We start from the raw sequence: 18,823 nt of genomic DNA, 5'->3' as shown, positions 1-18,823 counted from the left end.
TGCGCCGCGCGACCACCGGGCCGCCGTTGGCCGAGCCGGTCCCGCTTCGGCGCGAGCGGGCTCGACGTGCGGACCGTCGCGGGTCGACCCCACCGGCACCCCGTCGACGGACGTCACACCGCACCGGCCAGGGTGGCGCGTACACCGTGGTGGTGCAGGTCGGTGAGCCAGGCCAGCACGTCGGCGCGGACCTGCCCGTCGGCGGCCACCTCGGGCGGAACGACCTCGTCGAGGCCGAGCACGGCGTCCACCGCCCCCGCCGGGGTCTGCGGCGCGGCGGCCAGCGCCGCGCGGATCCGCTCCGCCAGTGGGTCGTCCAGGGGCAGCGACCGACCGTCGTCGGCGGTGCCCTGGGCGAACCGGATCCAGGCGGCGACGACGAGAGCCGCCCAACGGGCCGGCCGTCCGGCCGCGCGCAGGTCGGCGACCGTGTGCAGGATGCGCTGCGGCAGCTTCTGCGACCCGTCCATCGCCACCTGGAGGGTGCGGTGCCGGATCGCCGGGTTGCCGAAGCGCTCCAGCACCTGTTCTCCGTAGCCGACCACGTCCACTCCGTCGGGTGGGGCGAAGCTGGCGGCCACGTCCTCGGCGATCAGCCGGCGGAGCACGGTGTCGAGGTGTGACAGCGCGAGGGCGTCCGCGATCGTCTCGCAGCCGGCCAGCGCGCCGAGGTACGCGGTAGCCGAGTGCACGCCGTTGAGGGCACGCAACTTCAGCCGCTCCCACGGCCCCGCGTCCGCGCAGAGGACCGCACCGGCGCGGTCCCACGCGGGACGACCGCCCGGGAAGTCGTCCTCGATGACCCACTGGGTGTACGGCTCGGCCGCCACCGCCGCGAGATCCTCGACGCCGAGCGCCTGTCGAGCCGCGGCGAGGGTCTCCGGGGTGCTGGCCGGGACGATCCGGTCCACCATGGTGCCCGGGAAACCGACCTGCGCCTCGACCCAGTCGAGCACCCGTCGCGGCGTGCCGGCGTACGCCAGGGACTGGGTCACCAGGCCGCGCAGCCGGCGGCCGTTGGCGGGCAGGTTGTCGCAACTGACCAGGGCGATCGGCCCGGCGTCGGCGGCGGCGCGGGCCAGCAGGCCGCGCACCAGCAGCCCCGGCACGGTGGTCGGCGGTCGGTCGATGGTCAGGTCGGCGACCAGGTCGGGGTCGGGGCGCAGCGTGCCGGCGGCCGGGTCGAGTTGGTACGCCTTCTCGGTCACGGTCAGGGTGACCACCCGGATCGCCGGATCGGCCAGCAGGGCCACCACCGCCTGCGGGTCGGCGGCGGCCAGCCGCACCCCGGCCAGTGCCCCGACCACGCGGGTGCGCTTGTCGGCGGCGGAGAGCGTGCTGACGCTGAAGAGGTTGTCCTGGGCGGCCAGGGTCGCCACGACCGCCGCGTTGCGGGGGGCCACCCCGATGATGCCCCAGTCGCCGCCGGCCAGGCCGATCGCCTGCTCGGTGTAGACCGCCTGATGGGCGCGGTGGAAGGCGCCGAGCCCGAGGTGCACCACACCGGCCGGCACGGTGCCCGGGCGGACCAGCGGCCGGGCCTCGGCCGGCAACCGGCGTACCGCGCCCAGCCCGAGTCGGGACGCGCCCACGGTCACCGCCATGCCGGGCCGTCCGGGAAGCGGAAGGTGGCGATCGACTCGGGGTGCATGGTGGCGCTGTAGCCGGGTGCGGTCGATAATAGGTAGCGCCCGTCGCGGGTGCGTACCGGGTCGACGAAATGCTCGTGCAGATGGTCGACGTACTCCACCATCCGTCCCTCCAGACTCGTGCCCACCCGCAGGTAGTCGAAGATCGCCAGGTGCTGCACGTACTCGCAGAGACCGACCCCACCGGCGTGCGGGCAGATCGGCACCCCGAACTTCGCCGCCATCAGCATCTCGGCGAGGACCTCGTTGACCCCGCCGACCCGGCAGGCGTCGATCTGCATCACGCCGATCGCCTCGGCCTGCAACAGCTGCTTGAAGATGACCTTGTTGGCGGCCACCTCGCCGGTGGCGACCCGGCACCGCCCGCCGGTCAGCTCGTCCATCGCGCGGGCGATCCGGGCGTGGCCGAGGATGTCGTCGGCGTGCGTCGGCTCCTCGATCCAGTACGGGTCGACCTCGACCAGCGCCGTCATGTTGGTGATCGCCTCGTCGACGTCCCAGACCTGGTTGGCGTCCATCATCAACAGCGCGTCCGGGCCGATCTCCGACCGGATGATCCGGGCCCGCCGCAGGTCGTCGGCGGGCGGGCCGCCGACCTTCATCTTCATCGCCCGCCACCCCTGCGCGTACGCCTTTCGGCTCAGCGCCCGGACCTTGTCGTCGGGGTAGCCGAGCCAGCCCACCGAGGTGGTGTACGACGGAAAGCCGTCGCGTTCCAGCCGGGCCAGCCGGTCGGTGAGACCGTCGCGTCCCTTGTCCAGGATCGCGGCGGCCTCGTCGGCGGTGAGCGCGTCGGTGATGTGCCTGAAGTCGACGTTCGCCACCAGCTCGTCGGTGGGCAGCTCGGCCAGGTGACGCCACAGCGGCTTGCCGGCCAGCTTGGCCCGCAGGTCCCACACCGCGTTGACAAGCGCGCCGGTGGCCATGTGGATGACCCCCTTCTCCGGGCCGAGCCAGCGCAGCTGCACGTCGGCGACGAGTGAGCGCCAGAACGCCACCGGCTCGGCGGTGATCTCCTCGACCGTACGGCCCACCACGTGGTGTCGCAGGGCGCGTACCGCCGCGCAGGTGATCTCGTTGCCGCGGCCGTTGGTGAAGGTGAACCCGGCACCGGTCGGCCCGCCGTCGGTGCTCAGCTCCACATAGGTGGCCGAGTAGTCGCCGCGGTTGATCGCGTCGGAGCCGTCGCCGCTGGCGGCGGTGGGGAACCGCACGTCGTGCACGGTCACCTCGGTGATGCTGGTCATGCCCTCTCCCCGAACTTGAAGACCCGCTTCGGCAGCCGGTACGCCAGGTCGACGATGGTCTCGGCGGCCTCGTCCATGGGCAGCCGGTGCTCGGCGACCAGCCGGGCCAGGAAGCCGGCGTCGACGCGGCGCGCCACGTCGTGGCGGACCGGGATGGAACAGAACGCCCGGGTGTCGTCGACAAACCCGGCGGTGTTGTAGAAGCCGGCGGTCTCGGTCACCGACTCGCGGAAGCGACGCAGCACCTCGGGGGAGTCCAGGAACCACCAGGGGGCACCGAGCAGCAGGGCGGCGTACCCGCCCGCGAGGGGGGCCAGTTCCCGGGTGAAGGTGTCCTCGTCGAGGGTGTACAGCACCACCCGCAGCCGGGGGTCGTTGCCGTACGCGTCCAGCAGCGGCGCGAGGGCGTGCACGTACTCGGTGACCTGTGGGATGTCGCCACCCACGTCGCGGCCGTGTCGGGCGTGCAGCCACCGGTTGTGGTTGCGCACCGCCCCCGGGTGCAACTGCATGACCAGGCCGTCGTCGAGCGACATCCGGGCGAACTCCAGCAGCATGTGCGCCCGGAACGCCTCCGCGTCGCCCGGCTCCGCCGCGCCCCGCCGCGCCCGGTCGAACAGCGTCGCCGCGTCGGCACCGAGATCGAGGGTACGGGCGGTGGGATGGCCGTGGTCGGAGGAAGTGGCACCGGCGGCGATGAAGGCGGCCCGGCGGGCCCGCAGGGCGGCCAGATAACCGGCGTACGCGCCGGTGTCCTCGCCGGTGATCTCGCCGAGCTGGTCGACGTTGCCCGACCAGCCCTCGAAGTCCAGGTCGACCACGTTGTCGGGACGGAAGGTGGTGACCACCCGCCCGCCCGGGCCGCCCCAGCCGTCGGCGGCGAGCTTGGCGTGCCGACCCAGGTCGTCCAGCGGTGACTCGGTGGTGGCGAGCACCTCGATGTTGAACCGCTCGAACAGCGCCCGGGGTCGGAAGCCGGGCTCGGCGAGCCGGGCCGCGAGGGCGTCGTACACCTTGTCGGCGGTGCCCGGGGTGAGCCGGATGTCGACGTCGAAGACCTCGGTGAAGGTCTGCTCCAGCCACAGCCGCGACGGGGTACCCCGGAACAGGTGCCAGTGGTCGGCGAAGCGACGCCAGATCCGCCGCCCGTCGGTCTCCACCGGGCTGCCGTCGCGGCTGGGCACGCCCAGCTCGCCGGGCGAGACGCCCTGGCTGAGCAGCATCCGGGTCACATAGTGGTCGGGCACGATGAGCAGTTGGGACGGATCGGGGAACGGCTGGTCCTCGGCCAGCAGCGCCGGATCGACGTGCCCGTGCGGGGAGATGATGGGCAACTGCGCCACCAGCGCGTACAGCTCCCGGGCCAGCGCGCGTTGGCCCGGCTCGGCGGGGAGGAGCAGGTCGGGTCTGGTCGAGGTGGGCACGGGGAGCGGCTCCTGTGGTCGAGTCAGGCGAGGGTGAGCAGGTCGGCGACCCGCACGGGGGCGCCGGTGTCGAAGGACCGGTTGGCGGCCAGGCCGGTGAGCAGGGCCAGCGCCCCGTCGCGGGCGGTGGCCGCGCGGTGCAGCGGATCGGGTACGCCGCCGAACAGCACCTGGGTCATCCGGGCGTCCGCCCCGCCGTGCCCGTGCCGGGTGTAGCCGTCGACCTCGATGCGTTGCGGCGGTGACCAGAAGGGTCGCAGGGTCAGCGTGGCGGTGCCACCCTCGTCGGCGGCCTGGTCGCCGTGCAGCGCGGCGCCCTTGAGCGCGCCGGCGGCGGCCGGGCTGACGAACTCGCTCTCGGTGACCTCCAGTTCGAGGCGGCCCCGGCTGCCGTTGACCATCACCCGGTATCCCTCCCAGGGCGCGTACGCGGTGAGGTGGTAGGTCATGGTCGCGCCGGTGGAGTAGGTGGCCAGCACCGCCATGTCGTCCTCGATGCTGACCCCAGGGCCGAAGACGTTCTGGTCCCGGTGGTAGCCGTCCTCGGCCTCGGCGTCGAGGTACAGCTCGCGCAGCCGGGGGTGTTCGGCCAGCCGCAACGCGAACGGATCGTCGGCGGCGGCCGGCGAGGCGTGCGCCCGGTCGTAGTCGCGGGCGTAGCCGTGGCGGCGGCCGGTGTCACCGTAGAAGAACAGCCGACCGGCGGCGTACACCTGCACGGGTGTGGCGTCCAGCCACCAGTTGACCAGGTCGAAGTGGTGGCTGGCCTTGTGCACCATCAGGCCGCCGGAGCTGGCCTTGTCGCGGTGCCAGCGACGGAAGTAGTCGGCGCCGTGGCGCACGTCGAGCAGCCACTCGAAGTGCACCGAACCGATCTCGCCGACCGCGCCGTCGGCCAGCAGCCGCCGCAGCTGCTCGTGCAGCGGGTTGTAGCGGTAGTTGAAGGCCACTGTCACCCGCCGGCCGGTGCGGCGTACCGCGTCGAGGATGCGCTGGCAGCGCGGCGCGTCGGTGGTCATCGGTTTCTCGGTGACCACGTCGCAGCCGGCCTCCAACGCGGCCACCACGTACTCGTCGTGGGTGACGTCCACGGAGGTCACCAGCACCACGTCGACGTGCTCCTTGACCAGCATCGCGGCGAAGTCGCCCGCGTGGTACGTCGGCACTGGCCGGTGGCCCAGCTCACCGAGCCACCGGTTGTGGGCGTCCATCCGAGCCTGGTTGACGTCGGCGAAGGCCACCAGCTCGGCGGTGTCGGCGTGGTCGCGCACCAGCGCCCGAACGAACATCTCGGCGCGTGCGCCGGTGCCGACCACGGCGTACCGGGAGCGTCTGCCAGGTTGCGGTGACACCTACCGATCCTCCTCGATCTCCCTGCAAACCTTTGCATTGAAGTAACCACGGTCGATCGGCTCACGTCAACGAGGGCCTGAAAATCGGCGGCCTTTGCCCCGTTTCGTAGGCTTAACTGCACATGGTGCGTGGGCCGCCGAAACACAGCTGTAACCATCCACCGTTGACACTGGAGCAACCGTTTGCATTAATTGGCGGCACCGTGACCGCCGACACATCGACGAAGGGGGCCTGGATGCCAGTCACCATCAGGGACGTCGCCCGGGCCTCCGGAGTGCACATCTCCACCGTCTCCCGCACCTTCTCGGCACCCCACCTGGTCAATCCGGAGACCCGGGTACGGGTGCTCGCGTGTGCCGAGGATCTGGGTTACCGGCCCAACCGCGCCGCCCGCGCACTCATCACCGGCCGTACCCACAACATCGGGCTGATCATCGCCGACATCGCCAACCCCTTCTTCCCGCCACTGATCAAGGCGGCGGAGAGCCAGGCCCGCCACCGCGACTACCACGTCTTCGTGGCCGACACCAACGAGGACGCCGCCGCCGAGGAGGAACTGGTCCACGCGTTGGCCAAGCAGGTCGACGGGGTGCTGCTGTGCAGCCCTCGGATGAGCAACAGCCTGATCGAGCAGCTCAGCCGGGAGGTGCCACTGGTGGTGGTGAACCGACAGTTGGCCGGGCTGCCGTGCGTACTGATGGACGTCGGGCAGGGCGCCCGGTCGGCCATCGAACACCTCGCCGGGCTGGGCCACCGGGAGATGGCGCTGCTCGGCGGGCCACGCGGGTCCTGGACCAGCCGGGAGATCCGGCGAGCGGCAAGCGCCGCCGCCCGGGCCGCCGGGGCGGACCTGACGGTGCTCGGCCCCAACCCGCCCACCGAGACCGGTGGTCTGGCCCAGGCGGAGCAGGTCCGCCGGGCCGGCGTCACCGCCGTGCTCGCCTACAACGACCTGATGGCGATCGGCCTCCTGGAAGGGCTCGACGCACTCGGGGTCCGGGTACCACAGGAGGTCAGTGTCGTCGGCGTCGACGACATCTCCCTGAGCCGACTCACCCGCCCCAAGCTGACGACGGTGGCCACGCCAACCGCGGCCGCCGGCCGGACGGCCGTCGACATGTTGCTGCAACAGGACACCGATCTCCCGCGTACCGCGCGGGGCGGCGGTGCCACCGTGGCAGTCGGCGTCCGTCGCACCACCGCACAGGTAATGCTCCAGACCGAGTTGGTCATCCGCGACTCCACCGGGCCGGGCCCCTACGCCGGCCGGGAGCGTCCCGGAACCGCTACCGCTGGCCCGGGCCCGCATCGCCGTGCGGACCCGGGCAACCCGGTCGTGGCCGCCGGTGACGTGGTCGCCTCCTAACGCCAAGGAGTGAGCGCACATGCACCCCGCAACACACCCCACCGCCAGCGCGCCCGACGGGCGCACCTACCGTACCCCCCTGCTGCGCCGCCGGTTGCTGCGCGGCCTGCTCGCCGCCGCCGTGGCCCTGCCGATGGTCGGCGCGGCCGCGGCCTGCGGCGACGAGGCCGCGTCCGACGGAAAGACCAAGATCTCGGTCTTCTGGTGGGGTGGCGACGCCCGGGCCCAGCTGACCGAGCAGGCGCTGGACCTCTACACGCAGAAGAACCCCGACGTGGTGTTCGAGAAGACCTGGCAGGCCAACCAGGGCTACTTCGACAAGCTGGCCACCCTCACCGCCGGCGGCAACCCGCCGGACATCTTCCAGATCGACGACAACTTCCTCGCCGAGTACGCGGCCCGCAACACCACCCTGGACCTCAAGCCGTACCAGGACTCCGGTGACCTCGACACCACGAAGTTCCCGCCCAGCCTGCTCGAATACGGCGTGGTCGACGGCAAGCTCGCCGGCGTCGCCTCCGGCGAGAACACCCAGGGTCTGGTGTACAACAAGACGCTGCTGGAGAAGAACGGCCTGCCCGAGCCGACCACCGGGATGAGCTGGGAGGAGCACATCGCCTGGGCCGAGCAGGTCAGCGAGAAAACCGGCGTACCTGGCACCCAGGACCCCAGCGCCGACTACAAGGCGTTCTGGGTCTGGCTGCGCCAGCAGGGCAAGGACCTCTACTCCGGCAACGACCTCGGCTTCACCGCCGAGGACGTGACCAGGTGGTTCGAGCTGTGGAAGGGTGCCCGGGACCGGGGTGCCACGCCGACCCCCGACGTCATCCACGAGGGCAACGCCACCGACATCACCAAGCAGCTCGTGGTGACCGGCAAGTCGGCGACCTCCTGGGTCTGGGTCAACCAGATGCCGGAGCTGAAAAAGAACACCTCCGACGAACTCGGCGTCATCGCCTACCCGGGTGACCCCAGCGGCCAGTGGGCCCGTGCTTCGATGTACTGGTCGGTCTTCCGGGGCAGCAAGAACGCCGACATCGCGGTCGACGTGATCAACTTCTTGGCGAACGACCCCGACGCGATCAAACTCCTCGGCACCGACCGTGGTCTGCCGTCCAACCTGGACCTGCGCCGGGTGGTAAGCGACGACACCACCGACGCGGCGATGAAGCAGTCCATCGCGGTGGAGACCGAGCTGGCCAAGACGTTCGGCGAATCGCCCCAGGTGCCGATCAAGGGCCACAGCAAGGTACGCGCCGAGCTGATCAAGGCCGCCGAGAACGCGCAGTACGGCCGGGTCACCCCCGCCGAGGCCGCCGCCCAGTACATCGAGGCATGCAAGGCGGCAATCGCCTCCTGAACCGCCGCACCACCCGGAGAGGAGCAGTTCGTGGCCTTGACCACGGCGCCCGACCCGACCCGACGCGGCACCGGATCCGTCCGGCCCGACGCCAACCGGCGCGGGACCGGACGGATCCGGCACGGGGAAGGTCTGGCCGGTTACGTCTTCCTGTCGCCCTGGCTCATCGGTCTGATGGGCATCACGGCGATACCCATGCTGTTGTCGCTCTACCTCAGCTTCACCAACTACGACATCCTCACCCCGCTCTCCGAGGTGGAGTGGGTCGGGCTGGCCAACTACGAACGGATGTTCACAAGCGATCCCTCGTGGTGGCACTCGGTACGGGTGACACTCAGCTTCGCCCTGATCGCCGTACCGCTGAAACTGGCCGCGGCACTCGGGGTCGCGCTGCTGCTCAACCGGGCCTGGCGCGGAGTCGGGCTGTTCCGTGGCCTGTTCTATCTGCCGTCGCTGCTCGGCGGCAGCGTGGCTCTGGCCATCGTCTGGGTCAACATGTTCAACCGGGACGGCGCGTTCAACTCGTTCCTCGCCCTCTTCGGCATCCAGGGCAAGCCCTGGGTCAACGACCCGGACTGGGCGCTGGAGACGCTGATGGTGCTCGCCATCTGGCAGTTCGGCGCACCGATGGTGATCTTCCTGGCCGGGCTCAAGCAGGTGCCGACCGAGCTGTACGAGGCCGCCGCCGTCGACGGGGCCGGCAAGTTCCGGCAGTTCGTCAACGTGACCCTGCCGATGCTCTCCCCGGTGATCTTCTTCAACCTGGTGCTGGAGACCATCAACGGCTTCCAGGGCTTCACCGCCGCGTTCGTGCTCAGCAACGGCACCGGCGGGCCGGTCGACTCGACCCTGATGTACACGCTCAATCTCTACATCACCGGCTTCACCGACCTGGAGATGGGCTACGCCTCCGCGATGGCCTGGGTGTTCCTGATCGCCATCGCGATCATCACGGTGGTCTTCTTCAGCACCGGCCGGTTCTGGGTGCACTACTCCGACGGGGAGGACCGCTGATGGTGGCCGATACCGTCGCCCCACCCGTGGCGACCCGCCCACAACGCCCACGCAGCCGTTCCTGGCTGCGGCTTATCGTGCTGCTGGCCATCGTCGCGGTCGTGCTCTACCCGCTGTTCTGGATGATCGGCACCTCCGTGAAGTCGCAGGAGGAGATCGTCAACAACATCGGTCTGCTGCCCCGGAACTTCACCCCGGGCAACTACACCGACGGGTGGACCCACTTCGACGTCAGCTTCGCCCGCTTCTTCCTCAACAGCGCGATGGTCAGCCTGCTCACCGTGATCGGCAACGCGGTGAGCTGCCTGCTGGCCGCGTACGCCTTCGCCCGGCTGAAGTTCCGGCTGCGCGGACTGTGGTTCGCCGTCATGATCGGCACCCTGCTGCTACCGGGACACGTGCTGATCGTGCCGCAGTACATCCTCTTCCGCACCCTCGGCCTGGTCGGTGGGGAATGGCCGTACCTGCCGCTGCTGATCCCGCAGTTCCTGGCCACCGAGGCGTTCTTCGTCTTCCTGATGGTGCAGTTCATGCGCGGCATCCCCCGCGAGCTGGACGAGGCGGCGCGGATCGACGGCGCGAACGCGTTCGGCATCTTCCGGCACGTGATCCTGCCGCTGAGCCGTCCGGCTCTGGTTACCACCGCGATCTTCTCGTTCATCTGGACCTGGAACGACTTCTTCCGGCAACTGGTCTTCCTGTCCGACCTGAGCGACTACACGGTCCCGGTGGCGCTGACGCTGTTCATCGACTCCACCAGTCAGAGTGCCGTCGGGCCGATGTTCGCCATGGCGGTGCTGTCCCTGCTGCCGGTCTTCGGATTCTTCGTGGCCTTCCAGCGGATGCTCGTCGAGGGGATCAACACCAGTGGACTCAAGGGCTGACGCTCGCGCCGAGCGGCGCGGGTCGGGGCGGGACTGGCGGGACACCGTCAGCGACGCCGCCGACCTCGCGCTGCTGGGCATCCTGGCCGTGCTCGCCGCGGCACCGGTGCTGACCGCCGGTGCCGCGGTCGGCACCGCCAGCGCGGCCGTGCACGACTGGCTCACCACCGGCAGTTGGCCGCCGGCACGGCGTACGCTGTCGCGCTTCGGCCGTGCCCTGCTGCCGGGCGTACCGGCGGTCCTGATCGGGTTGGTCGCCGCCGGGTTGCTCGTCGCGGACCTGGCCGCGTTGGCCACCGGCCGTGTCCCGGGCGGTACGGTGGCGCTGGTTCTCACAATCGTCGTCGCGGCGGCGCTGCTCGGCTACGCCGCCGCGATCGTGGTCGAGGTGGGGCGCGTCGGCGGCACCGGGTGGCGGTCGGCGGTCACCCGGGCCGCCCGCGCCTGCCTCGACCACCCCGCGAACTGGGCCGCACTCGCCGGCACCACGGTCGTCGTGGTCCTGTTGGGCGTGCTGGTCACCCCGGTGGCGGTGCCGATCCTCGCCGGGTACGCGCTGGCCGCCCTGCACGCCGTCGCCCGGCGCCGGCCGGTCACCCGCGCGGAGCTGTCGTGACCGCCGAGACCGATCCTGCCGTCCCGGCTGCTGCCCGCGGGCCGGTCACCGACGAGGAACTGCTCGTCGCGGGCACGCCGGTCGCCCGGTACGTGCTCGATCCCGACCTGGACGTCCGACACGGGCCCCGGCCGTACCTGCATCCGGTGCGCACCCTGGCCGGCACCCCGGTCACCGACGTGCTGCCCGCCGATCACGTGTGGCACCTCGGTGCGTCGCTGGCCGTGCAGGACGTGGCCGGCACCAACCTGTGGGGTGGGCGGACGTACGTGCGCGGCACCGGTTACACCTGGCGCAACGACCACGGCCGGATCGTGCACACCGGCTGGGCGCACCGGGCCGCGGACCGGCTCGACCACCAGCTGCACTGGTGCGATCCGACGGGTCGGGTGCTGCTCGCCGAGCGGCGGGTGCTCACCGCTTCGGCGGTGCCCGGTCACGGCGGTGCGTGGCGGCTGGAGGTGAGCAGCACCCTCACCGCTCCCGCCGACCGGGACATCGTGCTGGGCAGCCCGGCCACCAACGGCCGCCCCGGCGGAGCGGGCTACGGCGGGTTCTTCTGGCGTGCCGTGGCGGCCGAACCGCCCGAGGTCTTCACCGCCCGGCTGTCCGGCGAGGAGCAGGTAAACGGGTGCGCCGAACCGTGGGTGGCGATGCGGGCGCGGGCACCGGAGGGCGGCGCGTACACCCTGGTCTTCGGTGGTCTCGGCGACAGCGACCGCTGGTTCGTCCGGACCGCCATGTATCCGGGGGTCTGCGTGGCCTTCGCCTTCGAACAGACCCTAACCATCCCGGCCGGCACCAGTCGACACGGTCACTACCGGGTGGTCGTCGCCGACGGCCAACTCGACCGGGACCTCGCCGCCGCCCTCGCGGGCCACTGACCACCGCCTCAGCGCGTCGAGTCCCTGGTTCGGCCTCTGGGCCTGGCTCGGCCTCTGGGCCTGGCTCGGCCCTTGGGCTCGGCCTCTGGGGCCGGCTCGTGAGATGCGGCATGTCGGGGTCTCCGGCGCCGGTGATACCGCGAGATGCCGCATCTCACGAGCGCCGGGCGTCGGCCGCCGAGCGTCGGGCGCCGGGCGTCGGGTGCCGGGCGTCGAGCGTCGAGCGTCGGGCGTCGGGCGGCGAGCGTCGGGCGCCGGCCGCCGGGTGTCGAGCGGCGGGGTGGCTAGGTGTCGGTGGGGTCGTGGGGGCGGCAGGAGGAGCGGACGACCAGTTCGGTGGGCAGCCGGATGTGGGTGTCCCGTTCGACGCCGGCGATCAGGTCGACCAGCAGGCGCAACGCCTCGGCGCCCATCCGCTGCAACGGCTGCATTATCGTCGTCAGCGGTGGGTTGACCAGCGCTGATTCCGGGATGTTGTCGAAGCCGATCACGGACAGGTCGTCGGGGACCGACAGGCCCAGGCTCCGGGCGACGTCGATCGTGGAGATCGCGGAGAGGTCGTTACCGGCGAAGACGGCGGTCGGGCGGTCGGGCAACGAGAGCAATTCAGCGGCGGTTTCGGCGGCGCTCTCGATCCGGAACCCGCCGACCCGGACCAGCCGTTCGTCCACGGTCACGCCCGCGTCGGCCATGGCCTGCCGGAAGCCCGCCTCGCGCAGGCGGGACGATTCGAGGTCGGGGCGGCCACTGATGTGCCCGATGCGGCGGTGGCCGAGGGACAGTAGGTAGTTGGTCGCCAGGACGGCACCGGCGAAGTTGTCGGAATCGACGGTCGGTAACCCCGACGGGCCGGTGTGCGGGTCGACGGCCACGACGTGGAAGCCCTGCTTGGTCTCCACCACGGTCGGCGTGACGATCACGGCGCCGTCGATGAGCGTGCCCGACAACCGGGCCAGCGAGCGGCGTTCCCAACCGACAGCCGTCCCGGCACCGTCGCCGCCGGAGTACGCCAGCAGTTGGTAGCCGGTGCCGGCGACCTCCACGCTGGCACCCTTGAGCAGCTCGGTCGAGAACGGCTCGAACTCGGCGACCAGGATGCCCAGGACGTTTGTGCGATGGCTGCGCAAGCTCTGTGCCCCTAGGCTCGCCTCGTAGCCGAGTTGACGGATGACCTGCTGAACCCGTTCCACGGTCGCCTGTGCCACTCCGTAACGGCCATTCACAACCTTGGATACGGTCGCCACGGAGACGCCGGCGGTGCGGGCTACGTCCGACATCTTGACACGCTGGGGAAACGCCACGTCGATGATGATAGAGGGCCGTCGGGCCGGTTACGGAGACGAGTCGAAAACGTTATCGACACCGATTGACACTGGGTTACCCGACTGAAAAACTCGCTCAGGCCGAGCACCCGACTGACTGGTCGAGGAGACATCGATGGCTATAAAGCGCCGTGCAACCACCTTTCTAGCGCTGTCCATGACAACCGCACTACTCGTCGCCGGCTGCGGTGGCGGCGGTGAGGACGAGGCACCTGCCGAGAGCGAGCTGTACAAGAACCCGGTGACGCTTACCTGGTGGCACAACGCCTCCCAGGACGGTCCCGGAAAGACCTACTGGGAAAAGGTCGCCAAGGACTTCAACGCGTTGCACCCCACGGTCACTATCGAGATCGAGGGCATCGAGACCAACCAGCTTCAGCGCACCCGGCTCCCCGCCGCGCTGCTGAGCAACGACCCGCCGGACATCTTCCAGGCGTGGGGCGGCGGCGAGATCCGCGAGCAGGTGGAGGCCGACTACCTCAAGGACATCACCGAGCAGGTCAAGGACGAGGCTGCCAACATCGGCAGCGCGGTCGAGATCTGGCAGGTGGACGGCAAGCAGTACGGCCTGCCGTACCGGATGGGCATCGAGGGCATCTGGTACAACAAGGATCTGTTCCAGCAGGCTGGCATCGCCGCTCCGCCGACCACCTTCGACGAGCTGAACGACGCCGTCACGAAGCTCAAGGCGATCAACGTCATTCCGATCGCCGTCGGTGCCGGTGACAAGTGGCCGGCCGCGCACTGGTGGTACAACTTCGCGCTGCGCGCCTGCTCGGTCGACACCCTGCGGAAGGCCTCCCTCGAGAACGTCTTCGACGACCAGTGCTTCGTCAAGGCCGGTCAGGACCTGAAGGCCTTCATCGACACCGAGCCGTTCCAGCCCAACTTCATCGCCACGCCGGGTCAGAACGACCCGACCAGCGCCAACGGCATGCTGGCCAACGGCAAGGCCGCGATGGAGCTGATGGGTGACTGGAACAAGGGCACCCTGGACACCGTCACCGAGGACCAGGAGGCGCTGAACAAGTTCATCGGCTGGTTCCCGGTTCCGGCCATCGCCGGTTCCGCCGGTGACCCGAAGGCGGCTCTGGGCGGCGGCGACGGCTTCGCCTGCGCCAAGAACGCCCCGGCCGAGTGCGTCGAGTTCCTCAAGTACATCGTCAGCCCCGAGGTGCAGAAGGGCTACGCCGAGACCGGCACCGGCCTGCCGGTCGCCAAGGGCGCCGAGGACGGCGTCAAGGACCCGGCTCTGAAGTCCATCCTGGAGGCCACCACCAGCGCCACCTACGTGCAGCTCTGGCTGGACACGGCGTTCGGCAGCACCGTCGGTAACGCGATGAACGACGCGATCGTCGCCATCTTCGCCGGCAACGGCACCCCCGAGCAGGTTGTCGAGGCCATGAAGGCGGCCGCGCGCAAGTGACCTCGACCAACCCGACCCTGGACCTCGCCGGCGGCGCATCCGCGCCGCCGGCGGGACCCCGGCCTGCCCGACGCTCGTCAGCTCGGGCCGCCGAGACCCGACGCAAGTGGTACGAGATCATCGGGCTCACGACGCCAGCCGTGATCGTCTACGTGATGTTCGTGCTGGTCCCGATGGGCTTTGCCTTCTACTACAGCTTGTTCCGTTGGCGTGGCGTCGGACCGCCGACCGACTACGTCGGCTTCGACAACTACGTCCTGGCGTTCCAGGATCCGATCTTCATCGACGCGTTGCGCAACAACGCGATCATCGTGTTCGGGTCACTGTTGATCCAGGGGCCCATCGCCCTGGGCGTGGCCCTGCTGCTCAACCGCAACTTCCGCGGCCGTACGCTGTTCCGCCTGCTGGCGTTCGTGCCGTACGTGCTCGCCGAGGTCACCGTCGGCATCATGTGGAAGCTGCTGCTGTCCGACGCCGGCACGGTCAACGCGATGCTGGAATCGCTGGGGCTGGGCAGCCTCGTGCAGGCGTGGCTCGCCGACCTCGATATCGTTATCTGGACGATGCTGGCCGTCCTCACCTGGAAGTACGTCGGTTTCGCCATCATCCTCCTGCTCGCCGGTCTGTCGAACGTGCCGCAGGAGCTGAACGAGGCCGCCGCCATCGACGGTGCGAGCTGGTGGCAGATCCAGCGTCACGTGACGCTGCCGCTGCTGGGGCCCACGATCCGGATCTGGATGTTCCTGTCCATGATCGGCTCGTTGCAGGTCTTCGACGTGATCTGGGTGACCTCCGTGCCCGCGGTCCGGTCGCTGGGTGCGTCGGCCACCATGGCGACGTACATGGTGGACAACGGATTCTTCGCCCGCCTGTGGGGCTACGGCAACGCGGTGGCGGTCATCCTGTTCGCCATCTCGTTCGTCGCGGCGGTGCTGTTCCAGCGCTTCCTCCTGCGTCGTGACATCGAGGGCGCCATCACCAGAAGGGCAAACTGATCGTGGCCGCGAACGCCGTCCTGTCTCCAGTCGCCAAGCGTCGCCCGGTGTCGTGGGGGAACCCGCTCACCTACGCGCTGGCGCTCGCGGTCGCCGCCGTGTCCATCACTCCGGTGGTGTACGTGATCATCGGCGGCTTCCGCACCACGCCGCAGATCGTCGCGGATCCGGCCGGACTGCCCGACCCGTGGGTCTGGGACAACTACACCCGGGTGCTGACCCAGAGTGACTTCTGGCGGCAGGTGTTCAACAGCGCCGTGGTGTCCCTGGGCACCACGATCGGCGTCGTGGTGCTGGGGGTCTGTGCCGCGTTCGTGCTGGCCCGCTACACCTTCCGGGGCCGTGAGGTGCTCTACACCTTCTTCACCCTCGGTCTGCTGTTCCCGGCCGGAGCGGCGATCCTGCCGCTCTACCTCATGCTGCGTGACCTCAACCTGATCAACTCGTACTACGCGGTGATCCTGCCGCAGGTCGCCTTCGCGCTGCCACTGACGATCGTGATCCTGCGACCGTTCCTCACCGCCATCCCCCGCGAGCTGGAGGACGCGGCGGCCATCGACGGCACCGGTCGGCTCGGGTTCCTCTGGCGCATCCTGCTGCCCCTGTCGCGGCCCGCGCTGGTCACCGTCGGTATTCTCGCATTCGTGACCAGCTGGAACGCGTTCCTGCTGCCGCTGCTCGTGCTCGGTGACGCGAGCCTGCACACCCTGCCGCTGGGCGTGCAGAACTTCTCCAGCCAGTACACCTCCGACACGGCGGGCATCCTCGCCTTCACCTCGCTGGCGATGCTGCCGGCACTTATTTTCTTCACGTTCGCCGAGAAGCAGATCGTCGGTGGCCTCCAGGGTGCGGTCAAGGGCTGAGCGGCAGCGGCACGAACACAAAGGGGTAACACAGCATGACTGAGGTCCGCGAGGTCGTGGGCGGGCCGGCACCGGTGCCGGCCCAGACAGGATCGGGCCACGACCGGCCCGACCGGTACGGGTCCGATGGCGAGACGCGCGTCCGTGAACTGCTGGGTCGGATGACGATCGAGGAGAAGATCGCGCAGCTCGTCGGCTTCTGGGAGAAGGTGGAGGGCGAGGCCGTCGCGCCGTTGCAGGGCGAGTTCGGCGACATCGGCAGGCTCGAAGACTTTTCCCGGCACGGGCTCGGTCACCTCACCCGCGCCTACGGCACCCGGCCCGTCGAGGCCGTATCGCGGGCGTCATGGCTGTGGAAATTCCAGTCCGACCTGGTGACGGGGACCAGGCTCGGCATCCCGGCGATCGTGCACGAGGAGTGCCTGACCGGGCTTTCGGCGTGGAAGGCGGCCACCTTCCCCACCCCGCTGGCGTGGGGGGCCGCCTTCGACCCCGACCTGGTCGCCGAGATGGCTGCGGCGATCGGGGCGTCGATGCGCGCGCTCGGCATCCACCAGGGGCTCTCCCCGGTGCTCGACGTGATCCGTGATCCCCGCTGGGGACGGGTCGACGAGTGCATCGCCGAGGACCCGTATCTGGTCGGCACCGTCGGCACCTCGTACGTGCGTGGCCTTCAGTCGCAGGGCGTGCACGCCACGCTCAAGCATTTCGTCGGCTACTCCGCCTCCCGCGCCGGGCGCAACTTCGCGCCGGTGCACGCCGGTCCGCGCGAACTGGCCGACGTGCTGCTCGTACCGTTCGAGATGGCGATCCTCGACGGCGACGCGCGTTCCGTGATGCACTCCTACGCCGAGATCGACGGAGTGCCCGTGGCCGCCGACCCGACGATGCTTACCGGGTTGCTGCGGGACCGGTGGGGCTTCGATGGCACGGTGGTGGCCGACTACTACGGTGTGGCGTTCCTGAACCTGCTGCACCAGGTCGCCGGTGACCACGCGGACGCGGCCGTGCAGGCGTTGACGGCCGGTGTCGACATCGAGCTGCCCACCGGCGACGCGTACCTGACCCTGGCGGATTCGGTGCGTGCCGGCCGGATCGAGGAGTCGGTGATCGACCAGGCGGTGCTGCGGGTGTTGCGGCAGAAACTGGAACTCGGGCTGCTGGACGCCACCTTCACCGACGAGCCCGCCCAGGTGGTTGACCTCGACTCGCCCGAGCACCGGGCGATCGCCCGCAGCCTCGCGGAGAAGTCGATCGTCCTGGTCGCCAACCAGGGCGCGTTGCCGCTGCCGGCGGGCCGACGGATCGCGGTGATCGGGCCGAACGCCGACCGGCAGGGTGCCCTCTTCGGCTGCTACTCCTTCCTCAACCACGTGCTCGTGCAGCATCCCGACGTGGAGACCGGTATCGAGGTGCCGACCGTGCTCGACGCGCTACGCGCCGAGTTCGGCACCGAAGTGATCACCTCGGCCCGCGGCTGCGAGGTGGACGACGACGACCGCTCCGGCTTCGACGCTGCGGTCGCCGCGGCGACCGCAGCGGATGTCGCCGTACTTGTCGTGGGTGACCACGCGGGTCTGTTCGGGCGCGGCACGGTCGGCGAGGGTTGCGACCGGGACGATCTGGAGCTGCCGGGTGTGCAGCGGGACCTGATCGAGGCGGTGCTGGCGACGGGCCGGCCCGTCGTGCTGGTGCTGCTCACCGGCCGCCCGTACGCCATCGACTGGGCGTTGAACCGCTGCGCGGCGGTGGTGCAGACGTTCTTCCCCGGCGAGGAGGGTGCCGGCGCGATCGCCAGCGTGCTCTCCGGGCGGGTCAACCCGTCGGGCCGGCTGCCGGTCAGCCTGCCCCGGTCTGCGGGGGCGCAGCCGTACTCGTACCTGCATCCCACGCTCGGCGACGGCAACGAGGTGACCAACCTGCTGGCGACGCCCGCGGCGCCGTTCGGCCACGGGCTGTCCTACACGACGTTCGAGTACACGGACCTGACGGTGCCGGCCACGGTGCCGACCGACGGAGCGCTGACGGTGAGCGTGCGCGTCACCAACACCGGTGCGGTGGCCGGCGACGACGTGGTGCAGCTCTACGGCCGTGACCTGGTGGCGTCGGTGACCCGACCGGTGGCGCAGTTGCTCGGCTACCAGCGGGTCCACCTGGCGCCGGGCCAGTCGGTCACGGTCGCGTTGACGGTGCCCACCACCCGGCTGGCGTTCTCCGACCGGACGCTCACCCGCGTGGTGGAGCCCGGTGACGTCGACCTCTGGGTCGGCACCAGCGCGCGCCGCGACGTCGAGGCGTCGACCACACTGGTCGGCGACGTGGCACCGGTCACCAACGCCTCCGCCCGCTGGACGACCGCCGAGATCAGCTGATTCCCGGCCACCGCCGCGACGGTGGCCGGGCGGGCGATCCAGGGCAGT

15 protein-coding genes are annotated in these 18,823 nt (G+C 70.2%); 10 read left to right on the top strand and 5 right to left on the bottom strand.

Annotated features, from left to right (window positions below; all coding sequences use genetic code 11):
* Positions 1–113 precede the first annotated feature (113 nt).
* Genes ACFY2A_RS17215 through ACFY2A_RS17200 form a run of 4 tightly spaced genes read right to left on the bottom strand, consistent with a single transcriptional unit; the run spans position 114 to position 5,672 of the window.
* Complete coding sequence (locus tag ACFY2A_RS17215; protein ID WP_387172635.1) at positions 114–1,604, bottom strand: mannitol dehydrogenase family protein; 1,491 nt, start codon at positions 1,602–1,604, stop codon at positions 114–116.
* Entirely contained in the window at positions 1,595–2,896 is a 1,302-nt protein-coding gene (locus ACFY2A_RS17210) for an enolase C-terminal domain-like protein (protein ID WP_387172633.1), read from the bottom strand. Before ACFY2A_RS17210 ends, ACFY2A_RS17215 begins: the two co-directional genes overlap by 10 nt.
* The gene (gene uxaC / locus ACFY2A_RS17205; protein ID WP_387172631.1) at positions 2,893–4,320 is read right to left on the bottom strand and encodes a glucuronate isomerase; all 1,428 of its coding nucleotides are present in this window, start codon (positions 4,318–4,320) and stop codon (positions 2,893–2,895) included. Before uxaC ends, ACFY2A_RS17210 begins: the two co-directional genes overlap by 4 nt.
* 23 nt (positions 4,321–4,343) lie before the next feature.
* Positions 4,344–5,672 (bottom strand): Gfo/Idh/MocA family protein, encoded by a 1,329-nt coding sequence (locus ACFY2A_RS17200; RefSeq protein ID WP_387172629.1) that lies wholly within the window; start codon positions 5,670–5,672, stop codon positions 4,344–4,346.
* Between the two features lie 236 nt (positions 5,673–5,908).
* Between ACFY2A_RS17200 and ACFY2A_RS17195 the strand changes: the two genes are divergently transcribed.
* Genes ACFY2A_RS17195 through ACFY2A_RS17170 form a run of 6 tightly spaced genes read left to right on the top strand, consistent with a single transcriptional unit; the run spans position 5,909 to position 11,797 of the window.
* Positions 5,909–7,039 (top strand): LacI family DNA-binding transcriptional regulator, encoded by a 1,131-nt coding sequence (locus ACFY2A_RS17195; RefSeq protein ID WP_387172627.1) that lies wholly within the window; start codon positions 5,909–5,911, stop codon positions 7,037–7,039.
* 19 nt (positions 7,040–7,058) lie between these two features.
* On the top strand, positions 7,059–8,399 hold the full coding sequence (locus ACFY2A_RS17190; RefSeq protein ID WP_387172625.1) for an ABC transporter substrate-binding protein: 1,341 nt from the start codon (positions 7,059–7,061) through the stop codon (positions 8,397–8,399).
* A gap of 30 nt (positions 8,400–8,429) precedes the next feature.
* On the top strand, positions 8,430–9,413 hold the full coding sequence (locus ACFY2A_RS17185; protein ID WP_387172622.1) for a carbohydrate ABC transporter permease: 984 nt from the start codon (positions 8,430–8,432) through the stop codon (positions 9,411–9,413).
* Entirely contained in the window at positions 9,413–10,297 is an 885-nt protein-coding gene (locus ACFY2A_RS17180) for a carbohydrate ABC transporter permease (protein WP_387172620.1), read from the top strand. The genes ACFY2A_RS17185 and ACFY2A_RS17180 overlap by 1 nt, the downstream gene beginning before the upstream one ends.
* On the top strand, positions 10,281–10,913 hold the full coding sequence (locus tag ACFY2A_RS17175; protein ID WP_387172618.1) for a hypothetical protein: 633 nt from the start codon (positions 10,281–10,283) through the stop codon (positions 10,911–10,913). Before ACFY2A_RS17180 ends, ACFY2A_RS17175 begins: the two co-directional genes overlap by 17 nt.
* Positions 10,910–11,797 carry a PmoA family protein gene (locus ACFY2A_RS17170; protein WP_387172616.1) on the top strand — a complete coding sequence of 296 codons (888 nt, stop codon included), beginning with the start codon at positions 10,910–10,912 and terminating at the stop codon, positions 11,795–11,797. Before ACFY2A_RS17175 ends, ACFY2A_RS17170 begins: the two co-directional genes overlap by 4 nt.
* A 284-nt stretch (positions 11,798–12,081) precedes the next feature.
* Here ACFY2A_RS17170 and ACFY2A_RS17165 read toward each other — a convergent pair whose 3' ends face one another.
* The gene (locus tag ACFY2A_RS17165; protein WP_387172614.1) at positions 12,082–13,074 is read right to left on the bottom strand and encodes a LacI family DNA-binding transcriptional regulator; all 993 of its coding nucleotides are present in this window, start codon (positions 13,072–13,074) and stop codon (positions 12,082–12,084) included.
* Between the two features lie 202 nt (positions 13,075–13,276).
* Between ACFY2A_RS17165 and ACFY2A_RS17160 the strand changes: the two genes are divergently transcribed.
* From ACFY2A_RS17160 to ACFY2A_RS17145, 4 genes are read left to right on the top strand one after another with little or no spacing between them, the layout of a single operon-like run.
* Positions 13,277–14,545 (top strand): ABC transporter substrate-binding protein, encoded by a 1,269-nt coding sequence (locus tag ACFY2A_RS17160; RefSeq protein ID WP_387172612.1) that lies wholly within the window; start codon positions 13,277–13,279, stop codon positions 14,543–14,545.
* Entirely contained in the window at positions 14,542–15,540 is a 999-nt protein-coding gene (locus tag ACFY2A_RS17155; RefSeq protein ID WP_093402620.1) for a carbohydrate ABC transporter permease, read from the top strand. The genes ACFY2A_RS17160 and ACFY2A_RS17155 overlap by 4 nt, the downstream gene beginning before the upstream one ends.
* A gap of 47 nt (positions 15,541–15,587) precedes the next feature.
* A complete protein-coding gene (locus ACFY2A_RS17150; protein ID WP_387172609.1) occupies positions 15,588–16,403 on the top strand; it encodes a carbohydrate ABC transporter permease in 816 nt (271 codons plus the stop codon).
* A gap of 35 nt (positions 16,404–16,438) precedes the next feature.
* The gene (locus ACFY2A_RS17145) at positions 16,439–18,775 is read left to right on the top strand and encodes a glycoside hydrolase family 3 N-terminal domain-containing protein (protein WP_387172607.1); all 2,337 of its coding nucleotides are present in this window, start codon (positions 16,439–16,441) and stop codon (positions 18,773–18,775) included.
* Positions 18,776–18,823 lie beyond the last annotated feature (48 nt).

Source organism: Micromonospora sp. NPDC000442 (genome assembly GCF_042898635.1).
In the GTDB taxonomy this organism is placed as follows: domain Bacteria; phylum Actinomycetota; class Actinomycetes; order Mycobacteriales; family Micromonosporaceae; genus Micromonospora.
Note: the sequence above shows the minus strand (reverse complement) of the source record. Positions and strands in the feature narration are given on the sequence as shown.

Excerpts from the sequence above, each read along its gene's own strand:
- ACFY2A_RS17215 (WP_387172635.1), bottom strand. The coding sequence starts at position 1,604 with ATGGCGGTGACCGTGGGCGCGTCCCGACTCGGGCTGGGCGCGGTACGC.
- ACFY2A_RS17210 (WP_387172633.1), bottom strand. The coding sequence starts at position 2,896 with ATGACCAGCATCACCGAGGTGACCGTGCACGACGTGCGGTTCCCCACC.
- ACFY2A_RS17195 (WP_387172627.1), top strand. The coding sequence starts at position 5,909 with ATGCCAGTCACCATCAGGGACGTCGCCCGGGCCTCCGGAGTGCACATC.
- ACFY2A_RS17190 (WP_387172625.1), top strand. The coding sequence starts at position 7,059 with ATGCACCCCGCAACACACCCCACCGCCAGCGCGCCCGACGGGCGCACC.
- ACFY2A_RS17180 (WP_387172620.1), top strand. The coding sequence starts at position 9,413 with ATGGTGGCCGATACCGTCGCCCCACCCGTGGCGACCCGCCCACAACGC.
- ACFY2A_RS17165 (WP_387172614.1), bottom strand. The coding sequence starts at position 13,074 with ATGTCGGACGTAGCCCGCACCGCCGGCGTCTCCGTGGCGACCGTATCC.
- ACFY2A_RS17160 (WP_387172612.1), top strand. The coding sequence starts at position 13,277 with ATGACAACCGCACTACTCGTCGCCGGCTGCGGTGGCGGCGGTGAGGAC.
- ACFY2A_RS17145 (WP_387172607.1), top strand. The coding sequence starts at position 16,439 with ATGACTGAGGTCCGCGAGGTCGTGGGCGGGCCGGCACCGGTGCCGGCC.